The organism is Nonomuraea sp. NPDC051298, assembly GCF_055586305.1.
The window spans coordinates 17,102-35,573 of record NZ_JBVJIM010000023.1 but is presented as its reverse complement, the minus strand read 5'-3'; the positions used below and the strand labels follow the sequence as shown (position 1 = coordinate 35,573).

General features: G+C 72.8%; 15 protein-coding genes. 9 read left to right on the top strand and 6 right to left on the bottom strand.

The window, feature by feature from the left end; translation table 11 throughout:
• Positions 1–18: 18 nt before the first annotated feature.
• Positions 19–966 (bottom strand): helix-turn-helix domain-containing protein, encoded by a 948-nt coding sequence (locus ACZ6S0_RS41565; RefSeq protein ID WP_465924829.1) that lies wholly within the window; start codon positions 964–966, stop codon positions 19–21.
• A 104-nt stretch (positions 967–1,070) separates the two neighbouring features.
• Here ACZ6S0_RS41565 and ACZ6S0_RS41560 point away from each other — a divergent pair, with 104 nt between their 5' ends.
• Positions 1,071–2,114, top strand: a complete 1,044-nt coding sequence (locus tag ACZ6S0_RS41560) for a saccharopine dehydrogenase NADP-binding domain-containing protein (protein WP_465924828.1) — start codon at positions 1,071–1,073, stop codon at positions 2,112–2,114.
• 202 nt (positions 2,115–2,316) lie between these two features.
• The gene (locus tag ACZ6S0_RS41555; protein ID WP_465924827.1) at positions 2,317–3,054 is read left to right on the top strand and encodes a VOC family protein; all 738 of its coding nucleotides are present in this window, start codon (positions 2,317–2,319) and stop codon (positions 3,052–3,054) included.
• 89 nt (positions 3,055–3,143) lie between these two features.
• Here the strand turns inward: ACZ6S0_RS41555 and ACZ6S0_RS41550 are convergent, their stop codons facing one another.
• The 3 genes from ACZ6S0_RS41550 to ACZ6S0_RS41540 all read right to left on the bottom strand — a co-directional run bounded on the left by ACZ6S0_RS41550 (position 3,144) and on the right by ACZ6S0_RS41540 (position 6,146).
• Positions 3,144–4,043 carry a CU044_5270 family protein gene (locus ACZ6S0_RS41550; RefSeq protein WP_465924826.1) on the bottom strand — a complete coding sequence of 300 codons (900 nt, stop codon included), beginning with the start codon at positions 4,041–4,043 and terminating at the stop codon, positions 3,144–3,146.
• 2 nt (positions 4,044–4,045) lie between these two features.
• Complete coding sequence (locus ACZ6S0_RS41545) at positions 4,046–4,645, bottom strand: RNA polymerase sigma factor (RefSeq protein ID WP_465924825.1); 600 nt, start codon at positions 4,643–4,645, stop codon at positions 4,046–4,048.
• Positions 4,646–4,766: 121 nt separating this feature from the next.
• A complete protein-coding gene (locus ACZ6S0_RS41540; protein WP_465924824.1) occupies positions 4,767–6,146 on the bottom strand; it encodes a CoA transferase in 1,380 nt (459 codons plus the stop codon).
• A gap of 408 nt (positions 6,147–6,554) precedes the next feature.
• On the opposite strand from ACZ6S0_RS41540, the gene ACZ6S0_RS41535 reads away from it, so the two are divergent.
• The 4 genes from ACZ6S0_RS41535 to ACZ6S0_RS41520 all read left to right on the top strand — a co-directional run bounded on the left by ACZ6S0_RS41535 (position 6,555) and on the right by ACZ6S0_RS41520 (position 14,201).
• Positions 6,555–10,394: a Pls/PosA family non-ribosomal peptide synthetase gene (locus ACZ6S0_RS41535; protein WP_465924823.1), complete on the top strand. Its 3,840-nt coding sequence runs from the start codon at positions 6,555–6,557 to the stop codon at positions 10,392–10,394.
• Complete coding sequence (locus ACZ6S0_RS41530) at positions 10,391–11,662, top strand: M1 family metallopeptidase (RefSeq protein WP_465924930.1); 1,272 nt, start codon at positions 10,391–10,393, stop codon at positions 11,660–11,662. The genes ACZ6S0_RS41535 and ACZ6S0_RS41530 overlap by 4 nt, the downstream gene beginning before the upstream one ends.
• Before the next feature lie 155 nt (positions 11,663–11,817).
• Positions 11,818–12,633, top strand: coding sequence for a FadR/GntR family transcriptional regulator (locus ACZ6S0_RS41525; protein WP_465924822.1), 816 nt, complete (start codon positions 11,818–11,820; stop codon positions 12,631–12,633).
• 68 nt (positions 12,634–12,701) lie between these two features.
• On the top strand, positions 12,702–14,201 hold the full coding sequence (locus ACZ6S0_RS41520) for a carboxylesterase/lipase family protein (RefSeq protein WP_465924821.1): 1,500 nt from the start codon (positions 12,702–12,704) through the stop codon (positions 14,199–14,201).
• 78 nt (positions 14,202–14,279) lie between these two features.
• On the opposite strand, the gene ACZ6S0_RS41515 is transcribed toward ACZ6S0_RS41520, so the two are convergent.
• Positions 14,280–14,675, bottom strand: coding sequence for a RidA family protein (locus ACZ6S0_RS41515; RefSeq protein ID WP_465924929.1), 396 nt, complete (start codon positions 14,673–14,675; stop codon positions 14,280–14,282).
• Between the two features lie 117 nt (positions 14,676–14,792).
• Between ACZ6S0_RS41515 and ACZ6S0_RS41510 the strand changes: the two genes are divergently transcribed.
• Both ACZ6S0_RS41510 and ACZ6S0_RS41505 read left to right on the top strand, forming a co-directional pair.
• Positions 14,793–15,767, top strand: a complete 975-nt coding sequence (locus ACZ6S0_RS41510) for a helix-turn-helix transcriptional regulator (RefSeq protein WP_465924820.1) — start codon at positions 14,793–14,795, stop codon at positions 15,765–15,767.
• Between the two features lie 145 nt (positions 15,768–15,912).
• A complete protein-coding gene (locus ACZ6S0_RS41505; protein WP_465924819.1) occupies positions 15,913–16,410 on the top strand; it encodes an erythromycin esterase family protein in 498 nt (165 codons plus the stop codon).
• A gap of 41 nt (positions 16,411–16,451) precedes the next feature.
• Here ACZ6S0_RS41505 and ACZ6S0_RS41500 read toward each other — a convergent pair whose 3' ends face one another.
• On the bottom strand, positions 16,452–17,126 hold the full coding sequence (locus ACZ6S0_RS41500) for a GbsR/MarR family transcriptional regulator (protein WP_465924818.1): 675 nt from the start codon (positions 17,124–17,126) through the stop codon (positions 16,452–16,454).
• A 183-nt stretch (positions 17,127–17,309) separates the two neighbouring features.
• Here ACZ6S0_RS41500 and ACZ6S0_RS41495 point away from each other — a divergent pair, with 183 nt between their 5' ends.
• A complete protein-coding gene (locus ACZ6S0_RS41495) occupies positions 17,310–18,419 on the top strand; it encodes a serine hydrolase domain-containing protein (protein WP_465924817.1) in 1,110 nt (369 codons plus the stop codon).
• The last annotated feature ends 53 nt before the right edge of the window (positions 18,420–18,472 follow it).

The window sequence follows — 18,472 nt, the reverse complement described above, 5'->3', positions numbered from 1 at the left end:
CCGATCCGGGTGGCGGTCTCACGCCCGGAACGTGCGGCGGTAGGCGTCCGGCGGCACACCGATCGTGCGGTGGAAGTGGCGGCGCATCGTCGTCGCCGTGCCCATGCCCGCGGCCGAGGCGATGGTGTCGACACTGTCGTCCGTGGTCTCCAGCAGCTCCTGCGCGCGGCGGAACCGCTGCGTGGCCAGCCACTGCAGCGGGGTGGTGCCGGTTACCGAGCGGAAGTGGCGGGCCAGGTGGCGCGAGCTCATGTTCGCCTGGCGGGCCAGGTCCTCCACGGTGAGCGGCTGGTCCAGCCGCCGCATCACCCAGGTGAGCAGCTCGGCCAGGGGATGGCCGTCCTGGGCGGGCACCGGCGTGGTGACGAACTGGGCCTGGCCGCCGGCCCGGTGGGGCGGCACGACCAGGCGGCGGGCGACCACGTTGGCGACCACCGCGCCCTGGTCGCGGCGGATCAGGTGCAGGCACAGGTCCATCGCCGCGGCCTTGCCCGCGGACGTGAGCACGCTGCCGTTGTCGACGTAGAGCACGTCGGGGTCGACCCGTACCCGGGGATAGCGCGCGGCGAGTTCCGCGGTGTGGGCCCAGTGCGTGGTCGCGCGCAGCCCGTCCAGCAGGCCGGCGGCGGCGAGCACGAACACGCCCGTGCACAGGGAGACCACCCGCGCGCCCGACTCGTGGGCGGCGCGCACCGCCTCGACCAGGTCGGCCGGCGGGTCCTCGTCGACGTCCGCCAGGGCGGGGACGATCACGGTGTCGGCCTGCGCCAGCCGGTCGAGCCCGTGGTCCGGCTCCAGCAGGAACCGGCCGACCCGGACGGCGTGCGTGCCGCACACCATGACGTCGTACCAGGGGCCTGGCAGGGCGTCCGGGGCGGAGCCGAAGACCTCGTAGGCCAGGGCCAGCTCGAAGTGCAGCATCCCGTCGGTGGCGGCGACCGCGACGGAGCGTGGGACAGAACTCATGTCGGGAATTGTACGGTTCATGGCGTTCCGGACGCTGGTACCGTCGCGCCGCCCGGGACAGGATTTCCCCCATAAGGTCACTTCGAGCGGGCGGGTGCAGGGTTATGGGATCGGGTCGGAACGTGGCGGTGTTCGGGGCCTATGGGCACACCGGGCGGTTCGTGGTCGCGGAGTTGCGTGAGCGTGGGTACGTTCCGCTGCTGCTCGGCCGTGACCAGGGCAAGCTGGCGGCGCTGGCGCAGGGCCGGCCGGGGCTCGAGACGTGGCAGGTGTCGGCCGATGACCCGGCCGCGCTCGACCGCGCGCTGAAGGGCGCCGATGCCGTGATCAACACCGCCGGGCCCTTCGCCTCGACCGCCGGCCCGCTGGTCGAGGCGGCGCTGCGGGCCGGAATCCCGTACGTGGACGTGGCGGCCGAGATCGAGGCGAACGTCGACACGTTCGCGCACTTCGCCGAGCGCGCCGCCGCCGCGGGCGTCGCGGTCGTCCCGGCGATGGCCTTCTACGGCGGCCTCGGCGACCTGCTGGTCACCACCGCCATGGGCGACTGGACGGCGGCCGACGAGGTACACGTCGCCTACGGCCTGAGCAGTTGGCACCCCACCGCGGGGACGCTCGCCTCGGGCACGGTCTCCTCCCAGCGGCGGGGCGGCCGCCGGGTCCGCTACTCCGGCGGGCAACTGGAATACCACGACGACGCTCTGCCGACGCTGGAATGGCCCTTCCCGGCTCCGCTGGGCCCGCAGAGCGTCATCGGCGAGTTCTCCATGGCCGACGTCGTCACCGTTCCCAGCCACCTGGCGGTCCCGGAGGTGCGCACCTACATGACCGCCAAGGCGGCCGCGGACCTGTTCGCCCCCGACCCCTCGGCGCCGACCGCGGTCGACGAGCGGGGCCGCTCCGAGCAGACCTTCGTCGTCGACGTCCTGGTACGGTCGGGCGACACCGAACGCCGCGTGACCGCCTCCGGCCAGGACATCTACGCCATCAGCGCGCCACTCGCGGTCGAGGCCGTCGACCGCGTCCTCACCGGCAGGACCAGGACCACCGGCGTCGCCTCCGCGGGCGCGATCTTCGACGCCCCCGACTTCCTGCGCGCCCTGTCCGCGCACCTCACGCTGCACCTGCCGCTCGACGCACGCGGCTGACCGCCGACCCCGTACGGGAAGAGTTCGCCTCACTCGACCTGGCCGCCCTGCTCACCCGGGAACGACATGGCTCGAAACTCAGCGACTTCGACCCCGGCACCCTGGCGATGGTCGTCCGAGGCGCCATCGACGCCGCATCCAGCCCTCCCCGAGCCCGCGCGGACGGTGATCGGCGGACCGCCCGGTGGTTAGGATGGGCCGCATGGCGCTGCGGCTTGTGCAGGTGAATTTCAAGGCCCGGGACGACTCGGCGCTCGGCCGGTTCTGGGCGGAGGCGCTCGGCTGGGGCGTCTCCAGCGAGGGGCCCGGTGTGACCAACGTCGAACCCGTGGGCTTCGACTGGCCCGACCCCACCGCCGTCTGCGTCGATGTCGTCACCGTCCCCGACCCGGAGACGGTGCGGTACCGCGCGCACCTCGATCTCGCCACCACCTCCGCGGCGCATCAGGCGGAGCTGGTCGCGCGACTGAAGGAACTGGGCGCGACACCCGCCGACGTGGGCCAGGGCGACGTCCCGTGGACGGTGCTGGCCGACCCGGAGGGCAACGCGTTCTGCGTGCTGGAGCCCCGGCCGATCTACCAGGACACCGGGCCGATCGCCGCGGTGGTGGTCGACTGCGCGGACCCGCGGGCCATGGCCAGGTTCTGGGACGAGGCGATGGACTGGACCCTGCACGAGGTGAGCGACGACCACGCGCGGCTGCGCTCCGCCAAGGGTGTCGGGCCGTACCTGGAGTTCATCCGCATGACCGGCGAGAAGACCGCGTGGACCCGCGTCCATCTCGACCTGCTGCCGTACAGCGGTGACGACAAGGCGGCGGAGGTGGCCCGGCTGCAGAGCCTCGGTGCGACGCTCGCCGACGTCGGCCAGGGCGACGTCTCGTGGGTCGTCCTCGCCGACCCGGAGGGCAACGAGTTCTGCGTCCTCGGCCGGGCCTGACGCGAAGCCCGCGGGCCGGTCCGCGCCCACCTGGCCGAACTCGCCGAGCCGACGTCGCCCGGCCGCGGGCGTACGGGAGTCCGGGGCCGTCACTCCGGCGGGAGCCGGTCCGTCCATCTGGCGTCGATCGTCATCATACCGTCCTCGGTGTAAGCCAGTCCGCCTGAGAGCGGAGCCCATACGGAGGTTTCGCGGATCCGTCCGGTGTCCTGGTCGACGACCATGATGCCGTTGCCGACGGCCACCGGGACCTGCAGGCGTCGCCCGCCGTCGGTCTCGCCGAGGTCGACGACTCCCGGCCGGGAGGCGAGCGCCCGGTAGGCGGCGGCACGGACCTGGGGCGAGACCGGCGCCTCACCGATCAGTGAGAGCAGCGCGATCGTGGCGAGGCCGTCCTGTTCCGAGGCCGTCGTCGGTTGTCCCGCATCGATCCGCGCACCACTTTCGGCGACATCCGACCGGAGCCGGGCGTACAGGGCGTCCTCGTCAGCGGGCAGCGCCCTCAGCTCTTCGAAGCTCATGCGCAACGGCCCCACCGCGAAAGGCTGAGACTTCGAGGGCCACTCGAAGAGCTTGCCCTCACCTTTCAGCCCCTTGCCCTTGATCCAGAAATGACCGTCGCGCCGGTACCAGTACTCCTGGGTCGGCGACCCCTTCTTGGTGATGGTGATGTGCCAGTACGTCCCAGTGCCCTCGGGGGTGCGCTCCGCGGTGTCGGCGGCGACGAGCAGGACCTCCCGCGAACTCGTGATCGGCGGCCGGGAGTCGCCGAAACGACCCGGCACGATCACGAGTGCGGCGGCGACGGCCACGGCGACCGCCGGGATCAGTGCCCACCACACCGGCCGCCTGAGGGCGCGGCGGCGGGCGGTGGGCGGCGGGCCACCGGCCGCCCGTTCCAGCAGGGCCGCGCGGGCGGCCGTGTGGGCGGCATGCGAGGGGGCGTCGGGCTGTGGGCGGGCGGCGTGCAGCAGTTCGAGGTCGTCCATGATCAACCGTCCGTTTCGATCGTCGCCGGCGCGGCGCCGTTCAGTGAGGCACGCAGGGCCTTGCGGGCCCGGTGCAGCCGGGTGCGGACGGCGGCGCCGGTGATGCCGAGCGCCTCGGCCGCCTCCTCCGAGTTCAGCCCGCCCCACGCGACGAGCAGGAGCACGTCCCGGTGGGAGCTGGGAATCCTGGTCAGCGCGGCCATGAGGGGCCCCCGATGCGCTTGGGCGTCGACCCGGCCCGCGACCTGGTCGGCGTGGCCGTCGTCGGCCCGCGCGAGAGGTGTCCGGGAGAGCGCCCGGTACCATCTGGCCTCCGCCCGGTGATGGCGGGCGATGAGGTTGGCGACGATCCCGTACAGCCAGGGCCGGGCATCCTCACGGGACACGTCGTAGCGGTCGCGTCGGTCGAACGCGACCAGGAACGTCTCCGCGGCCACGTCATCGGCCAGGCTCGGTCCCAACCGCTGTGCGGCGAACCCGTGGATCTGGAAGTAGTAGCGGTCGAAGACCGCGGCGAAGCGTTCCGGGTCTCGCCGGGACTGCTCGATGATCGCCGCGTCGCTGACATCCTCGACCGGAAGCGCCCGGGTCACTGCGGCCATATCCCGATAATTCGTGTCATCGTCTGCCTTACGTAGCTTGAACGGTCGCCCTCCTTCGCCGATGGACGGGCAAGTGTTTCACCCCCCGTCGTGGAGCACCTCGCCCGACCACGGCACGAAGTCACGCATCGGCGCGACGGTGGCGGTGGCCCGTCCATACGGGAAGGTCCGTGCCCCACAGGGTCGGCGGGTGGCTCCACGTTCGGGGCGCACCCTCGTAGTGGACCGGGGGCACGGCGTGGCGGAGCGTTCCGTACGGCGAGGCGGTGTGCGCCAGCCAGGGCCTGGCGTCATAGCCGTCGCCCTCGACCGGCGCGGGATGGACGCCGTGCAGCAACCAGGAGGCGGTGCCCGCGAGGGAGAGCCGTAGCGAGCGCCCGCCACCGGTGACCTGCCGGTCGCTCAACGCCCGCAGGACCGCGGCGGCCAGCAGATATCCGGTTCCGTGGTCCAGCGCCTGCGCCGGCAGCACACCGGGACGGCCGTCGGCCCCGGCCTCGACTACGGCGATGCCGCTCGCCGCCTGGACCAGGCTGTCGAAGCCGCGCCGCGCCGCCCAGGCCCCCGACCAGCCCCAGGCGCACAACCGGGCGACGATCAGGCCGGGACGCCGGGCAAGGAGCGTGTCGAGCCCCAGAGCCTCCAGCGCGCCGGGCCGGTAGCCGAGGACCACGACGTCGGCCGAGCCGAGGAGGTCGGCGAAGGCGCCCCGGTCGCCGGTGGCCGACAGATCCAGCAACGCCGACCGCTTGCCCATCCCGGTGTCGGCGTGGGCGTCCGCGCTCTCCGGCAGCCGGGGGCAGTCGAGGCGGAGCACGTCGGCGCCCAGGAGGGCGAGGGTACGCGTGGCGACGGGACCGGCGATCACCCGGGTCAGGTCCAGGACCCGCACTCCGGCGGCCGGCAGCGACGCCGGCGGGAGAGCCCGCGGGCGGCTCTCCCCGGTGGGCCGGGTCTCGGCGAGCGGATGCACCGTCCCGTCAGCAGGGGCCACGGCCACGGCCAGGCCGCCGGCCTCGTAGACGGTCTCCTGGATCCACCGGGCCGGGCGCGCCGCCAGTTCGGCCGCGAGCGACTCGGCGTGCGCCCGGTCGTCTCCGGTGTCGCCGATGCCCAGGGCATTCAGCAGCCGGGCGCGGTGGTGCGGGTAGTTGGCGTGCGTACGCACCCAGCCGTCGGCCGCGCGCCAGAAGCCGGACAGCGGCGCGAAGGCCGCCGGGGCCCGGCCGTCGACGCGCAGGTGCCGTTCGCCGGTGAACGCCGTGGCCACCGCCGCCTCCCGCACCCGTACCGGGGGTATCGGTGCCGCGTTGCGCCGCGCCAGGAGTTCTGCGGCGGCCAGCGAGCACGCGCCGACGCTCGCCCTGGCCAGCTCCCGCACCGGCAGGCGGGCCGGCAGGACGTCACCCGCCCCCTCGTACGACACCTCCTCCGCCAGCCCGGCCGGCCCCCCGAGAGCTGCCCAGGCGTGCAGGGTCGCGGCGTCGTTCCCGTGCGTCACCCGGCCAGTTTGCCCGTCCTCGGCGGACGATGTCGCCCTGAAAGGGCCGGGACGTGTCGTGGCGCGACAGGTCGCCGCGCGCGAACGCGCGAGGCGGCACCCGCAGGAGATCGACCGGGGCTTTCGTTTGGCCGTATCTTCGTACGGTAACCATGAGTGCATGATTGACTCCGAAAAGTCGCGAAAGTCGTGCTCCCGGCCCGCGACGACCGTCTCGCCGAGGTCTGCGGCTCCCGGGAGAGCCCCAGGCAGCGGCGTTCGCGCGGGGATGGGCGGAATAGGGGCGGCCGGCGAAGCTGTTAGGCCAGGGGTTGCACGAACGCCACGACACCGGCCGGGAAAGCCGGCTGCCGGGGCGGACGTGTCCCACGAGCACGAGCACCGGCCGTCCGACCCAAGGAGCAGCGTTTGCGTAGCGACTCGGTCGATCTGCGTACTCGAATGACGGCCGCGGTGTTTCCCGCCGGCCTGCTGGCGCCCCCGCCTCGCACGTTGCTCGACATCCTCGACGAGTCCGCGCGCCTGCATCCGGACGCGCCCGCGCTGGACGACGGCACGGTCCGCCTCGGCTACCGCGCGTTGCGCGCCGAGGTGGACCGGATGGCCGCCGACCTCGCGCAGGCCGGGATCGGCCGCGGCGCCAGGGTGGGCGTGCGCGTCGTGTCGGGGACGGCCGAGCTGTACCTCTCCATCCTCGCCGTGCTCGCGGCCGGAGCCGCGTACGTGCCGGTCGACGCCGACGACCCGGACGAGCGCGCCGAGCTGGTCTTCGCCGAAGCCAGGGTGGACGCGGTCATCACCGACAAGCTGACGGTGCAGGGGTACGGGAGAGACGACGGCGGCCCGCCGGGACCGGACGACGACGCCTGGATCATCTTCACCTCCGGATCCACCGGCAAACCGAAGGGCGTCGCGGTGACGCACCGGTCGGCGGCCGCGTTCGCCGACGCGGAAGCGGGGCTCTTCCTGCAGGAGCGGCCGCTCGGCCCCGGTGACCGGGTGCTGGCCGGGCTCTCCGTGGCCTTCGACGCCTCGTGCGAGGAGATGTGGCTGGCCTGGCGGCACGGCGCCTGCCTGGTGCCCGCGCCCAGGGCCCTGGTGCGAACGGGCATCGACCTCGGCCCCTGGCTGGCCGAGCGGCGCATCACGGTCGTGTCGACCGTTCCGACGCTGGCCGCGCTCTGGCCGGTCGAGCACCTCGGCGGCATCCGGCTGCTCATCTTCGGCGGGGAGGCGTGCCCTCCCGAGCTGGCCGCGCGGCTGGCCGTGCCCGAACGGGAGGTCTGGAACACCTACGGCCCCACCGAGGCGACGGTCGTGGCGTCCGCGGCGCGGCTCACCGGCGGCGGGCCCGTACGCATCGGGTTGCCCCTCGACGGGTGGGACCTGGCGGTGATCGGCGACTCGGGCGATCCGGTGGCCATGGGGGAGACCGGCGAACTGGTCATCGGCGGCGTCGGCCTGGCCCGCTACCTCGACCCGGTGAAGGACGCCGAGAAGTACGCCCCGTTGCCGTCGCTCGGCTGGGCGCGCGCCTACCGCAGCGGCGACCTGGTGCGGGCCGACCCCGAGGGCCTCGTGTTCGTCGGCAGGGCCGACGACCAGGTGAAGCTGGGCGGGCGCCGGATCGAGCTGGGAGAGGTGGACGCCGCTCTGCTGGCGCTGCCGGGAGTCACCGGGGCCGCCGCCGCCGTCCGCACGGCGGGCGGCGGGCATCAGGTGCTCATCGGGTACGTCGTCACGGGCCCCGGCTTCGACCCCGGCGCGGCTCGTGATCTGCTCACCGACTCGCTGCCCGCCGCCCTCGTGCCGCGACTGGCCCCGGTCGACTCGCTCCCGACCAGGACCTCGGGCAAGATCGATCGTGACGCCCTGCCCTGGCCGCTGGCCGAGCAGGCTCCGGCCGCGGCCGAGCTGAGCCCGGCCGAGACGCTGCTGGCCGAACGGTGGACCGCCATCCTGGGCGTGGCCCCGGAAGGACCCGGCGCCGACTTCTTCGCCGACGGAGGCACGAGCCTGGCCGCGGCCAGACTGGTGTCCGTGCTGCGTCCCGACTTTCCCGACGTGGCGGTCGGCGACGTGTACGCGCAGCCGACGCTGGCCGGGCTGGCGCGGCTCCTGGCCGACCGGGGCGAGCCCGAGGCCGCCCGGCCGCCCGTCGTGCCCATGCCGCGGCGGGCCGCGCTCGCGCAGACGCTGCTCATGGTGCCGCTGCTCACCGTCGGCGCGATGCGCTGGATCGTGCCGCTGGCCGCGCTCGGCAACGTGGTCGCGCCGCCGTGGGCGCCTGCGCTGTCCTGGTGGTGGGTGGCGCTGGGCGCGCTGGCGTTCCTCACCCCCGTGGGCCGGATGGGCCTGTCGGCGGCGCTCGCCCGGCTGCTGCTGCGCGGCGTGCGGCCGGGCAGCCATCCGCGCGGCGGCGGCGTCCATCTGAGACTGTGGTTCGCCGAGCAGTTCGCGGCCAGGCTCGGCGTTCCCGACCTGGCCAGCGCCCCCTGGATGACCTGGTACGCCCGCCTGCTCGGCGCCCAGATCGGCGCGGACGCGGACCTGCACTCGCCGCCGCCCGTCACCGGGCTGCTCAAGGTCGGCAAGGGCGCGTCCGTCGAACAGGAGGTGGACCTCAGCGGCCACTGGTACGACGGCGACCGCCTGCACCTCGGCGAGATCCGCATCGGCGCGGGAGCCAGCGTCGGATCCCGCTCGACGCTGCTGCCCGGCGCCCGCGTCGGAAAGAACGCCCAGGTCGCGCCCGGATCGGCGGTCGTGGGCAGCGTGCCGGGAGGAGAGCTGTGGGCCGGGGCTCCGGCGTTCCGGCAGGGCAAGTCGCGCAGGACCCGGCCCCCTGAGCGGGCCGCCCGCTCCCGGCTCTGGGCCGTGCTGTACGCCGTGACCGCCTTCGCGCTCAGCCTGTTCCCGGCCGTCGCGGCCGGGGCCGGTCTCCTGGTCCTGGCCGCCTCCGCCCGGGAGGCGCGCACGCTCGGTGCGGCCCTGACGGCCGCCCTGCCCGCCGTGCCGCTCGCGACGCTCGCGGGCATGGCCGCGTTCGTGCTGCTCACGCTGGTCAGCGTGCGGCTGCTCGGCCTGGGCCTGCGCCCAGGCCACCACCCGGTGCACAGCCGCAGGGCCTGGCAGGCGTGGGCGACGGGCCGGTTGATGGCCTCGGCCCGGGTGTGGCTGTTCCCCCTCTACGCGAGCGTCGTGACGCCCGTGTGGCTGCGGGCGCTCGGCATGAAGGTGGGCCGGGGCGTCGAGCTGTCCACGGTCCTCGCCCTGCCCACGATGACGTCGGTGGGCGACGGGGCCTTCCTGGCCGACGACACGATGGTCGCCCCGTACGAGCTCGACGGCGGCTGGATGCGCGTCGCGGCGGCGCGGATCGGCAAGCGCGCCTTCCTGGGCAACTCCGGGATGACCGCCCCCGGCCGCAAGGTGCCGAAGGACGGCCTGGTGGGCGTGCTGTCGGCGACGCCGAAGAAGGCCAAGTCCGGCTCGTCGTACGTGGGCATGCCGCCGATGAAGCTGCGCCGTACCGCGCAGGAGGGCGAGGCGAACCGCACCTATGACCCGCCCGCGCGGTACAAGGCGGCACGGGCGCTCGTCGAGGCGTTCCGCGTGGTGCCCGCCATGTGCGCGGTCGCGCTGGCCGTCCTGGTCGCCGCCGGGTTCGAGGCTCTCGCCGCCCGCTACGGCTTCGCCGTGGCGATCGCGCTGAGCGGCCTGCTCATGCTGGCGGCGGGCGTGGTCGCCGCGGCGCTCGCGACGGCCGCCAAGTGGTCGCTGGTCGGCCGGATCAGGGCCGGCAGCCGTCCGCTGTGGAACTCGTTCGTGTGGCGCAACGAGCTGGCGGACAACTTCGTCGAGGTGCTGGCGGTGCCCTGGTTCGCGCAGCCGTGGCTCGGCACCGCGCCGCTGAACGTGTGGCTGCGCACGCTCGGGGCGCGCATCGGGCATGGGGTCACGTGCGACACGTACTGGCTGCCCGAGGCGGACCTGGTCACCCTGGGCGACGGCGCATGCGTCAACAGGGGCTGCGTCCTGCAGACACATCTCTTCCACGACCGGGTCATGACCATGGACACCGTGACGCTCGAAGCGGGGGCGACACTCGGCCCGCACGGCGTGGTGCTGCCGGCGGCGCGCGTCGGCACCGACGCCACGATCGGTCCCGCCTCCCTGGTCATGCGCGGCGAGAACGTGCCCGCCCGCACCCGATGGTTCGGCAACCCCATCTCGGCGTGGCGATGACCTCGTACTTCCCCCGGCACGGCGACCACCGCTACCGCGTCTCGCACTACGACCTGAACCTGGCCTACCGGGTCCAGGCCAACCGGCTCGACGGCACGGCCCGGCTGACGGTGACGGCCGCCGACGCGCTCGGTGTGCTCGAGCTGGACTTCGGCAGGCTCAGGGTCGGGACCGTCACGGTGGACGGGACGTTCGCCCGGCACACGCACGCCCAGGGCAAGCTGCGGGTGACGCTGCCCAGGCCGCTGTCCCCGGGGGAGCGGGCCGGGGTGGAGGTGCGCTACTCGGGCAGGCCCGTACCGGTGCCGAGCCCGTGGGGCGGGCTGGGCTGGGAGGAGCTGACCGACGGCGCGCTCGTCGCCGGCCAGCCGATCGGCGCGCCCTCCTGGTTCCCCTGCAACGACCGGCCGGACGACAAGGCGTCGTACCGGATCTCCGTGACCACGAGGTCGCCCTACCAGGCGATCGCCAACGGCGTCCTCGTGGCCACGCGGCGCTCGGCCGGGGACACGACCTGGGTCTACGAGCAGGCCGAGCCCATGGCGAGCTACCTGGCGAGCGTGCAGATCGGGCGCTACCAGATCTCCCCGTCCGGCGGATCCCGGCTGGCCCACCCGGCGCGGCTGGCCACCCGCGTACGGCACGACTTCGCCCGGCAGGGCCAGATGATGGCGCTGTTCGGCGACCTGTTCGGGCCCTACCCGTTCGCCGGCTACACCGTCGTGGTGGTCGACGACGATCTGGAGATCCCGGTCGAGGCCCAGGGCATGTCGATCTTCGGCAGGAACCACGTGGACGGCGTACGCGGCTCGGAACGGCTGATCGCGCACGAGCTGGCGCACCAGTGGTTCGGCAACAGCCTCACCGTGGCCTGCTGGCAGGACATCTGGCTGCAGGAGGGCTTCGCGTGCTACGCCGAGTGGCTCTGGTCCGAGGCGTCGGGCTCCCTGCCCGCCGGTGAGCACGCCCGGCGCTGGCACCGCCGCCTCGCCCTGGCCCCGCAGGACTTCGTCCTGGCCGATCCCGGCCCGTCGGCGCTGTTCGACGACCGCGTCTACAAGCGGGGCGCGCTGACCCTGCACGTCCTGCGCTCGGCCATGGGCGACGAGGCGTTCTTCCCCGCCCTGCGCGCCTGGACCGCCGAGCACCGGCACGGGACCGTAACCACCCGGGAGTTCGCCGGGCACGTCCAGCGGCACACCCCGCGACCGGTCGAGCCGCTGTTGTCCGCCTGGCTGTACGGCGTGGCGCTGCCGACTCTGCCCTGATCATCCCGCACCGCGTTCGCTCTTCGTGGCGGGACAGACTCGCGTCCGCCCACGAGACACCTAGTGTCTTGGTAACCTTGACACCTAGTGACTTTGGGCTTAGCGTTCGAGCAGATCGAACGAACGGGCGCAAGGCCCGGCAGAGAGAGGTGGGCATGTCGCAGCACGCGGCGGGGAGTGGGGCCGGCCGCCGGATCGGGCGCAGCAGGGTTGCCGACCAGATCGTCGACGACCTGCGGGAACGCATCCTCGGCGGCGACCTCCCTGACGGCTCGCGGTTGCCGGCGGAGCGGGAGCTGGCTGATCACTACGGCGTCAGCGGCGCGACCGTCCGCGAGGCGGTTCGGGTGCTGTCCACCGTCGGGCTGGTGAGCGTCCGGCACGGCGCCGGGTCGTTCGTCACCGCCGAGCCCGACACGATGATCGGGATGACCATCGCCTCGGTGGTTCGGCTGGCCGGCGCGGGCGCTCCCGACGTGCTCGGCCTGTTCGCGGCCCTGAACAGGTACGCGGTCCAACTGGCCGCCCAGGAGGCGACCGACGCCGAGATCGCGTCGCTCCGCGAGGCGGCCGACAGACTGGCGGTGATCGACGACACCGGCGGCACGATCGAGGACCTCCGGGCGTTCATGCGGCGCCTGTCGGAGATCTCGCACAACGCGCTGCTCATCCCTCTCTGCCGACTGCTCGCCGACGTCCAGGTCGAGCTGGCCTTCGAGCTGAGCGGCGGACGCGTGTCCGAATGGCGGCGGGTCGCCGGCGGGCTGCACGCCGACCGGCTCGCGATCGTCGAGGCTCTGGAGAACCGGTCGCCCGAGCAGGCGGCCGCGGCCGTCGACGCGCACTCCGCGCACGCGGCCCGCCTGATCCTTTCGACCCCGCGGGCGGAGAAGGTCCAGCTCTCGGACCCCGGCTACGCGCGGTTGCTGGTCGACATGCTCAATGCCAGGCTCAGCCCGGCCATGAGCTGACCGCCGCGGTGCGGCCTCGCCGCGCCCGGCATCGGTCCAAGGCCGGTCCGACCAATCAGGAGAACATCGTGGCTCAAGTCCCTGTCGAACAAGGAATCCTGGAAGGCGATCAACGGCACGGCGTGTTCCGGTTCTGCGGCGTGCCCTACGCGGCCCCGCCCGTGGGGAGCCTGCGGTGGGCCGCGCCGCAGGCCCCCGCCTCCTGGGACGGCGTACGCGCTGCGACGACCTTCGGCAACGCGGCGATCCAGGCCGCCGGCCCCGGTGTGGATCTCGGCGGGCAACCGAGCGAGGACTGCCTCTACCTCAACGTCTGGTCATCGACCATCGACCCGCAGGCTCGACAGCCGGTCATGGTGTGGATCCACGGCGGCGGCTTCCTCACCGGCGCCGGGTCCATGACGGACTACCACGGCACCTCGATCGCCCGGCACGGCGTGACCTACGTGTCCGTCAACTACCGCCTCGGCGCCTTCGGTTTCCTCGACCACCCGCAGGTGGGCGGGAACACCGCCGTCCAGGACTGGGTCGCGGCGTTGACCTGGGTGTCCCGCAACATCGCCGCCTTCGGGGGCGACCCAGGCAACGTCACCGTCTTCGGTCAGTCGGCCGGCGCCACCGCGGTCCGCACCCTGCTGGCCACCCCGTCCGCCCAGGGGCTGTTCCACCGTGCCATCCTGCAGAGCGCGGGACTCGAACGGGCCGCGGCCGTGCCCGACGATGGCCGCCGGCGCCTCGTCGAGGCCAGCGGCAGGCTGTTCGAGCATCTGGGCACCAGCGACATCGAGCAACTCCGTCAGGCCCCGGTGGAGCGGATAAGTCAGGCCTCCTTCCTGTTCTCGGGCGCCGTGCCGTCACCCGGCCAGGTGCACACACCGGCGAACCTGGTCTGGTGCCCGACCGAGGACGGTCAGGTCGTGGGCGCCGATCTGTCCTGCTGGCCGGCGAACCTCCCGGTGCTGTTCGGTCACACCGCGGACGAGGCGCGCTACTTCATCACGCCCAAGGGCCCCTTCGGGGCGCCGCCGGGCACGGTGGACCCCGCCCAGCTCTACACGCCCGCGACGCTGGCGAGGATGGCCGCGGCCTTCGGCCGGCAGCAGGCCGACCCCATCGTGGCCGCGCTCACGGGCAGCCCGTACGAGGAGTTGGCGGAGCTGTTCACCACCGCCATCTGGACGGAGCCGGCCCTGGCCTCCTACCGCCGGTTCACCGAACTGGGTCGCACCACCTATGCCTACCGTTTCGATCGCGTGTCACCGGGCAACCGCCGGACGGGCAGGCTCGCGTACCACATGTCCGAGATCCCCTACGTGTTCGGCCGCCTCATTCCGTCCGAGGACTACGACGAGGCGGACGCCCAAGTCTCAGAAACCATGACACACGCCTGGACGGAGTTCGCCCGGACCGGCGTGCCGAGCGGCCCCGACGGCACCCCCTGGCCCGCCGCCACCAGTACGGCGCCGCACACGACCGTCATCGACGACAAGACACAGAGCTGTCCCTTGACCGTCGGCCCGGTCACCGAACTGATCAACTCCCTGCGGGCGGCCGCCGGCCACCGCTGAGCGCCCGCCCGGCGATCCCGACGCACAGCCCCGCCCCCGAGTGACGCACGGGACGACCACGCGCCCAGATCCGCCACGTCACCCGACGGCGATCCCCTCCAATTCGACCAGCAGGGTGGGGATCGCCAGGCGGGTCACCCCGAGCATCGTGGTGGACGGCGCCACCCCGGCGGCGCCCAACCGCGACGCCAGCACGCCGTAGTGCTGGAAGAGCAGATCGACGTCGGTCGTGTAGACGTTGAGCCGGACGAGGTTCGCCAGAGACATGCCGGCCTCGCCGAGCACGGCCTCCAGGTTGTCCACGCTCAGCGCCAACTGCGCCGCCAGGTCACCGTCATGCTGGGGCTTGCCGTCACCGCTCATCGCGGTCTGCCCCGAGCAGTACAGGGTCCGGGTGTGCCCGGAGACGACCTCGCCCTGGTTGTACCCCATCTCCACCGACCACGCCCACGGGTTGACCGCCGTTCGTTCCACTGCCACATCAGCTCCATTCGTCCATCGGCCGGTTGGCCGCGATCCTTGACGTCGTGGTGATGAGCCTCCCAGCGAATCACGACATCCTGTGTCGTGTATTTCGGTAAAGTTCCCGATATGCGCGCCGACCGGCTGGTCTCCCTGGTGCTGCTGCTGCGGCAGCACGGGCGGCTGTCCGCGGCCACGCTGGCCCGCGAGCTGGAGGTGTCCACCCGCACCGTGCTGCGCGACGTCGAGGCGCTGTCCGCGGCCGGCGTCCCGGTCTACGCCGAACGCGGCCGGCACGGCGGGTTCGCGTTGTTGCCCGGTTTCCGTACCGAGCTGACCGGGCTCAACCCCGACGAGGCCCTCGCCCTGCTGGTCGCCGGATCGCGGCGCGGCGCGCAGGCGTTCGGCCTCGGCTCGGCGCTCGCTTCCGCGATGCTCAAGGTGGTGGACGCGCTACCCGAGAGCTATCGGGACACCGCGGCCGGCGCGGCCGAGCGGCTGCTCATCGACCCGGAGACCGACCTCCTCTCGCGCCGGCTGGTCGCCGAGGAGGTGCCCGACGCCATAGCGGCCGAGGTCCTGCGCGCGGTGTTCGCCGGGCACAAGCTGCGGATCCACTACGCGGCCGCGGACCAGGACCCGAAGTGGCGCACGGTGGACCCGATCGGCCTGGTCACCATCCGCGACCGGGGCTACCTGCTGGCCACGAGGTCCGGCGCGGACCGTACCTACCGGCTGTCCCGGATCTCGGCCGCCGAAGAACTCGCCGAACCCGCCCAGCGACCGGACCGCGTCGATCTGGACCGGGCCTGGCAGGAACGCGGCACGCGGTTCCGGACCGGCGGCGACCAGGTCACCGTGCTGGTACGGGTGAACCCGGCGCGGCGGGAGGACCTGCTGGGCACCGCGCTGGCCGTCCTCGCCGAAGAAGCCGACGCGGACGGCTGGCTACGGCTGGAGGTGACCTTCCAGGATCCGCGACACGCCGAATGGGCGCTGTGGCAGCTCAGCACGAACGCGGAAGCCCTGACCCCGCAGTGGTTGCGCACCTCCCTGCGCGACCGCGCCGCCAGGATCGCCACCCGCTACGAAGTCTCGTCCTGAGGGCCGCCCTGCACGACCTCGCGCGTGACGCCACGGTCGTCGCCCTCGCCGCATCGGCCCGCCAGACCCACGAACTGTCGGCCATCGCCCATCGGATGCTGAGGTTCCCGATCGAGCCCCCCTGCGACCCGGCGATCCGCAGACGATGGACGACATCGAGCAACGCCTGGCCGAGGACACGATCTGGTGGCACGAGCACACCGGCGACAAAATCGTCTACTGGGGCGGCCTCGCGCACATGGTCAACGGCTCCACCCTGGCGCTCTCCCCGCCATCACCGCCGCCCGCGCACCGCACCGCGGGCAGCCGTCTGCGCGAACGCTTCGGCAGCGGCTACCTGTGCGTCGGCCTGACCTTCCACCACGGTTCGCTGCCCTACCCCGTCCCAGCGCCACCGCCCGACTTCGCCGAGGCGCCCCTGGGCGATGCCGGGCTGGACTCCTTCTTCCTGGACCTGCGCGCGCCGGGCCCGGCCTCCGTTCACGCCTGGCTCGACACGCCGACCAGAACCCGCCTGGTCGGCCCGGTCCACGACCCGGGCGACGACGCCGCCCATCACCTGTCCGGCGGTTCGCTCGCCGGCTGGATGGACGTCATCGCCCACCACCGGCAGGTGACACCTGTCCGCGTCCTCGGCCGCTGATCCCTGATGGGGACGCGTCGGTGTGGTTGGGCTGGGTCCCGTCACGCCAGGAGGGCGCGCCAGCGGTCGGCCGACTCGATCATGTCCAGGCTGACGTGTTCCAGGAACGACGCCGTCTTGGCCAGCCGCTCTCCCACGGGGCTGCCGGGCCCGTAGGACTCGGCCACCGCCATCGTGGCCCGTACCATCTCGAGCGTCTGCCGCCTGCTGATCAGGACGGAGTGGTACCAGGCGTCGTTTTCGACCACGTAGACGTCGCGACGGTGCCGCGGGTCGCGCTCGCGCCGGGCGTACCCGTTCTGGACCAGGTAGTTCACGGCCACGGAGATGGAGGCTGGGCTGACGTTCAGCCTGCGGATCAGCTCGGCGGCGGTGCGGCGGCCGTCCTCGGACCGCACCAGGTCGTGGTGCACGCGCGCGGCCGTCCTCGGCATCCCCGCTCTGACCATCATCTCGATGATCTCCTGTTCCGTCGTGGCGACCTGCGCTGTGGCCGCCTGCGGGGGTGCCGGTGTGCCGCGCCGGGCCCGCTGGATCGTGTCCTGGTGCGCCTGCTGGGGCCGGTAGCCGGCGGGGCCGCCGTTGCGGGCGATCTCCCGGGTGATCGTCGAGGTCGGCCGACCGAGCCGCCGGGCGATCTCGCGGTAGGAGAGTCCGTCGGTGAGTCCGGCCGCGATGCGCCGGCGGTCCTGCTGGGTCAGTCGTCCTCCTGGCATGCCATCAGTGTTGCCTTAGCCGCCATTCATTGCAACATGGTGTTGCTTTCTGGCGCAGCGTCATTGCGCCAATTTATCGCTTTCTACCTGGGGAAATGCATTTTTGTGGATTGACGCGACGGTGGGTGCAGCGTAGCTTTCGAGTTGCACGAAACGCGTACTATCTCGAAGTGAGGACTTGTCATGAGTGAGTCTCAGGATCGGCCGGAGCTGCGGCAGGCCATTCAGGAGTTCGTCGACGCCGGTTTCGCCGGGATGCAACTGCGCGTCCACGACGAGCGGGGCGAGTGGGCCGGCAGCGCCGGGGTGCGCAAGCTGGGCGAGGACGCGAAGCCGCCGACGAACGCCCGGTTCCGGATCGGCAGCACCACCAAGACCTTCACCGCGACCCTGGTGCTGAAGCTGGTGGCCGACGGTGAGATCGGGCTGGACACCCCGGTGGACGACTGCCTGCCCCGGTTCGGCCTGGACCGGCGGATCACGGTGCGGATGCTGCTGCGGCACACCAGCGGGGTGTTCAACCACACCGGCGAACTCGACCCCGACGGGACGTACGTGCCGGGGCTCCCCTCGGTGGGCCAGGAGTGGGTGGACAACCGGTTCCGTACCTATCGGCCGGAGGAGCTGGTGCGGTTCGCGCTGTCCAAGCCGGCGCGGTTCGAGCCGGGGACGGATCAGGGCTACTCCAACACCAACTACACGCTGGCCCAGGTCCTGGTCGAGAAGGTCACCGGCCGCTCCTACGCCGAGGAGATGCGGCGGCTGATCCTCGGGCCGCTCGGACTGTCGGGCACCGTGGTGCCGGACGCCCAGCCGGAGATCCCCGCGCCGCACGTCCACGGCTACTACCGGTACGAGGACGCCGGCCAGTGGAAGGTGGTCGACGTCACCCGCCAGAACCCCTCCCTGCTGGCCGGCACCGGCAGCATGATCTCGACCACCCGGGATCTCCACACGTTCGTCTCCGCGCTGATGGGCGGCCGGCTCCTGCCCGCCCCGCTGCTGGCCGAGATGCGCGAGCCGTACGGGAAGCTCGGCTACGGCCTCGGGCTGTTCGTCCAGGACCTCGGCCCCGACTGCGGCGGCACGGTCTTCCACCACAACGGCAGCACCCTGGGCTTCGGGGCGCTGATGTACAGCACGCCCGACGGCAGCAAGACCCTCACCGCCTCGCTGACCAGCGGGGACGCCGCGGTCGACGTGACGCAGACGTTCCCGAAGGCGCTGGAGAAGCTCGTGAACGAGGTGTTCGCCGGGGTGGCGGACAACGCCGGGGCTGCACGAGACCGTTGACGCCGGGTCGTTCGTTCGGACATTATGAACGTGCGCTCATGAACGCGCGTTCA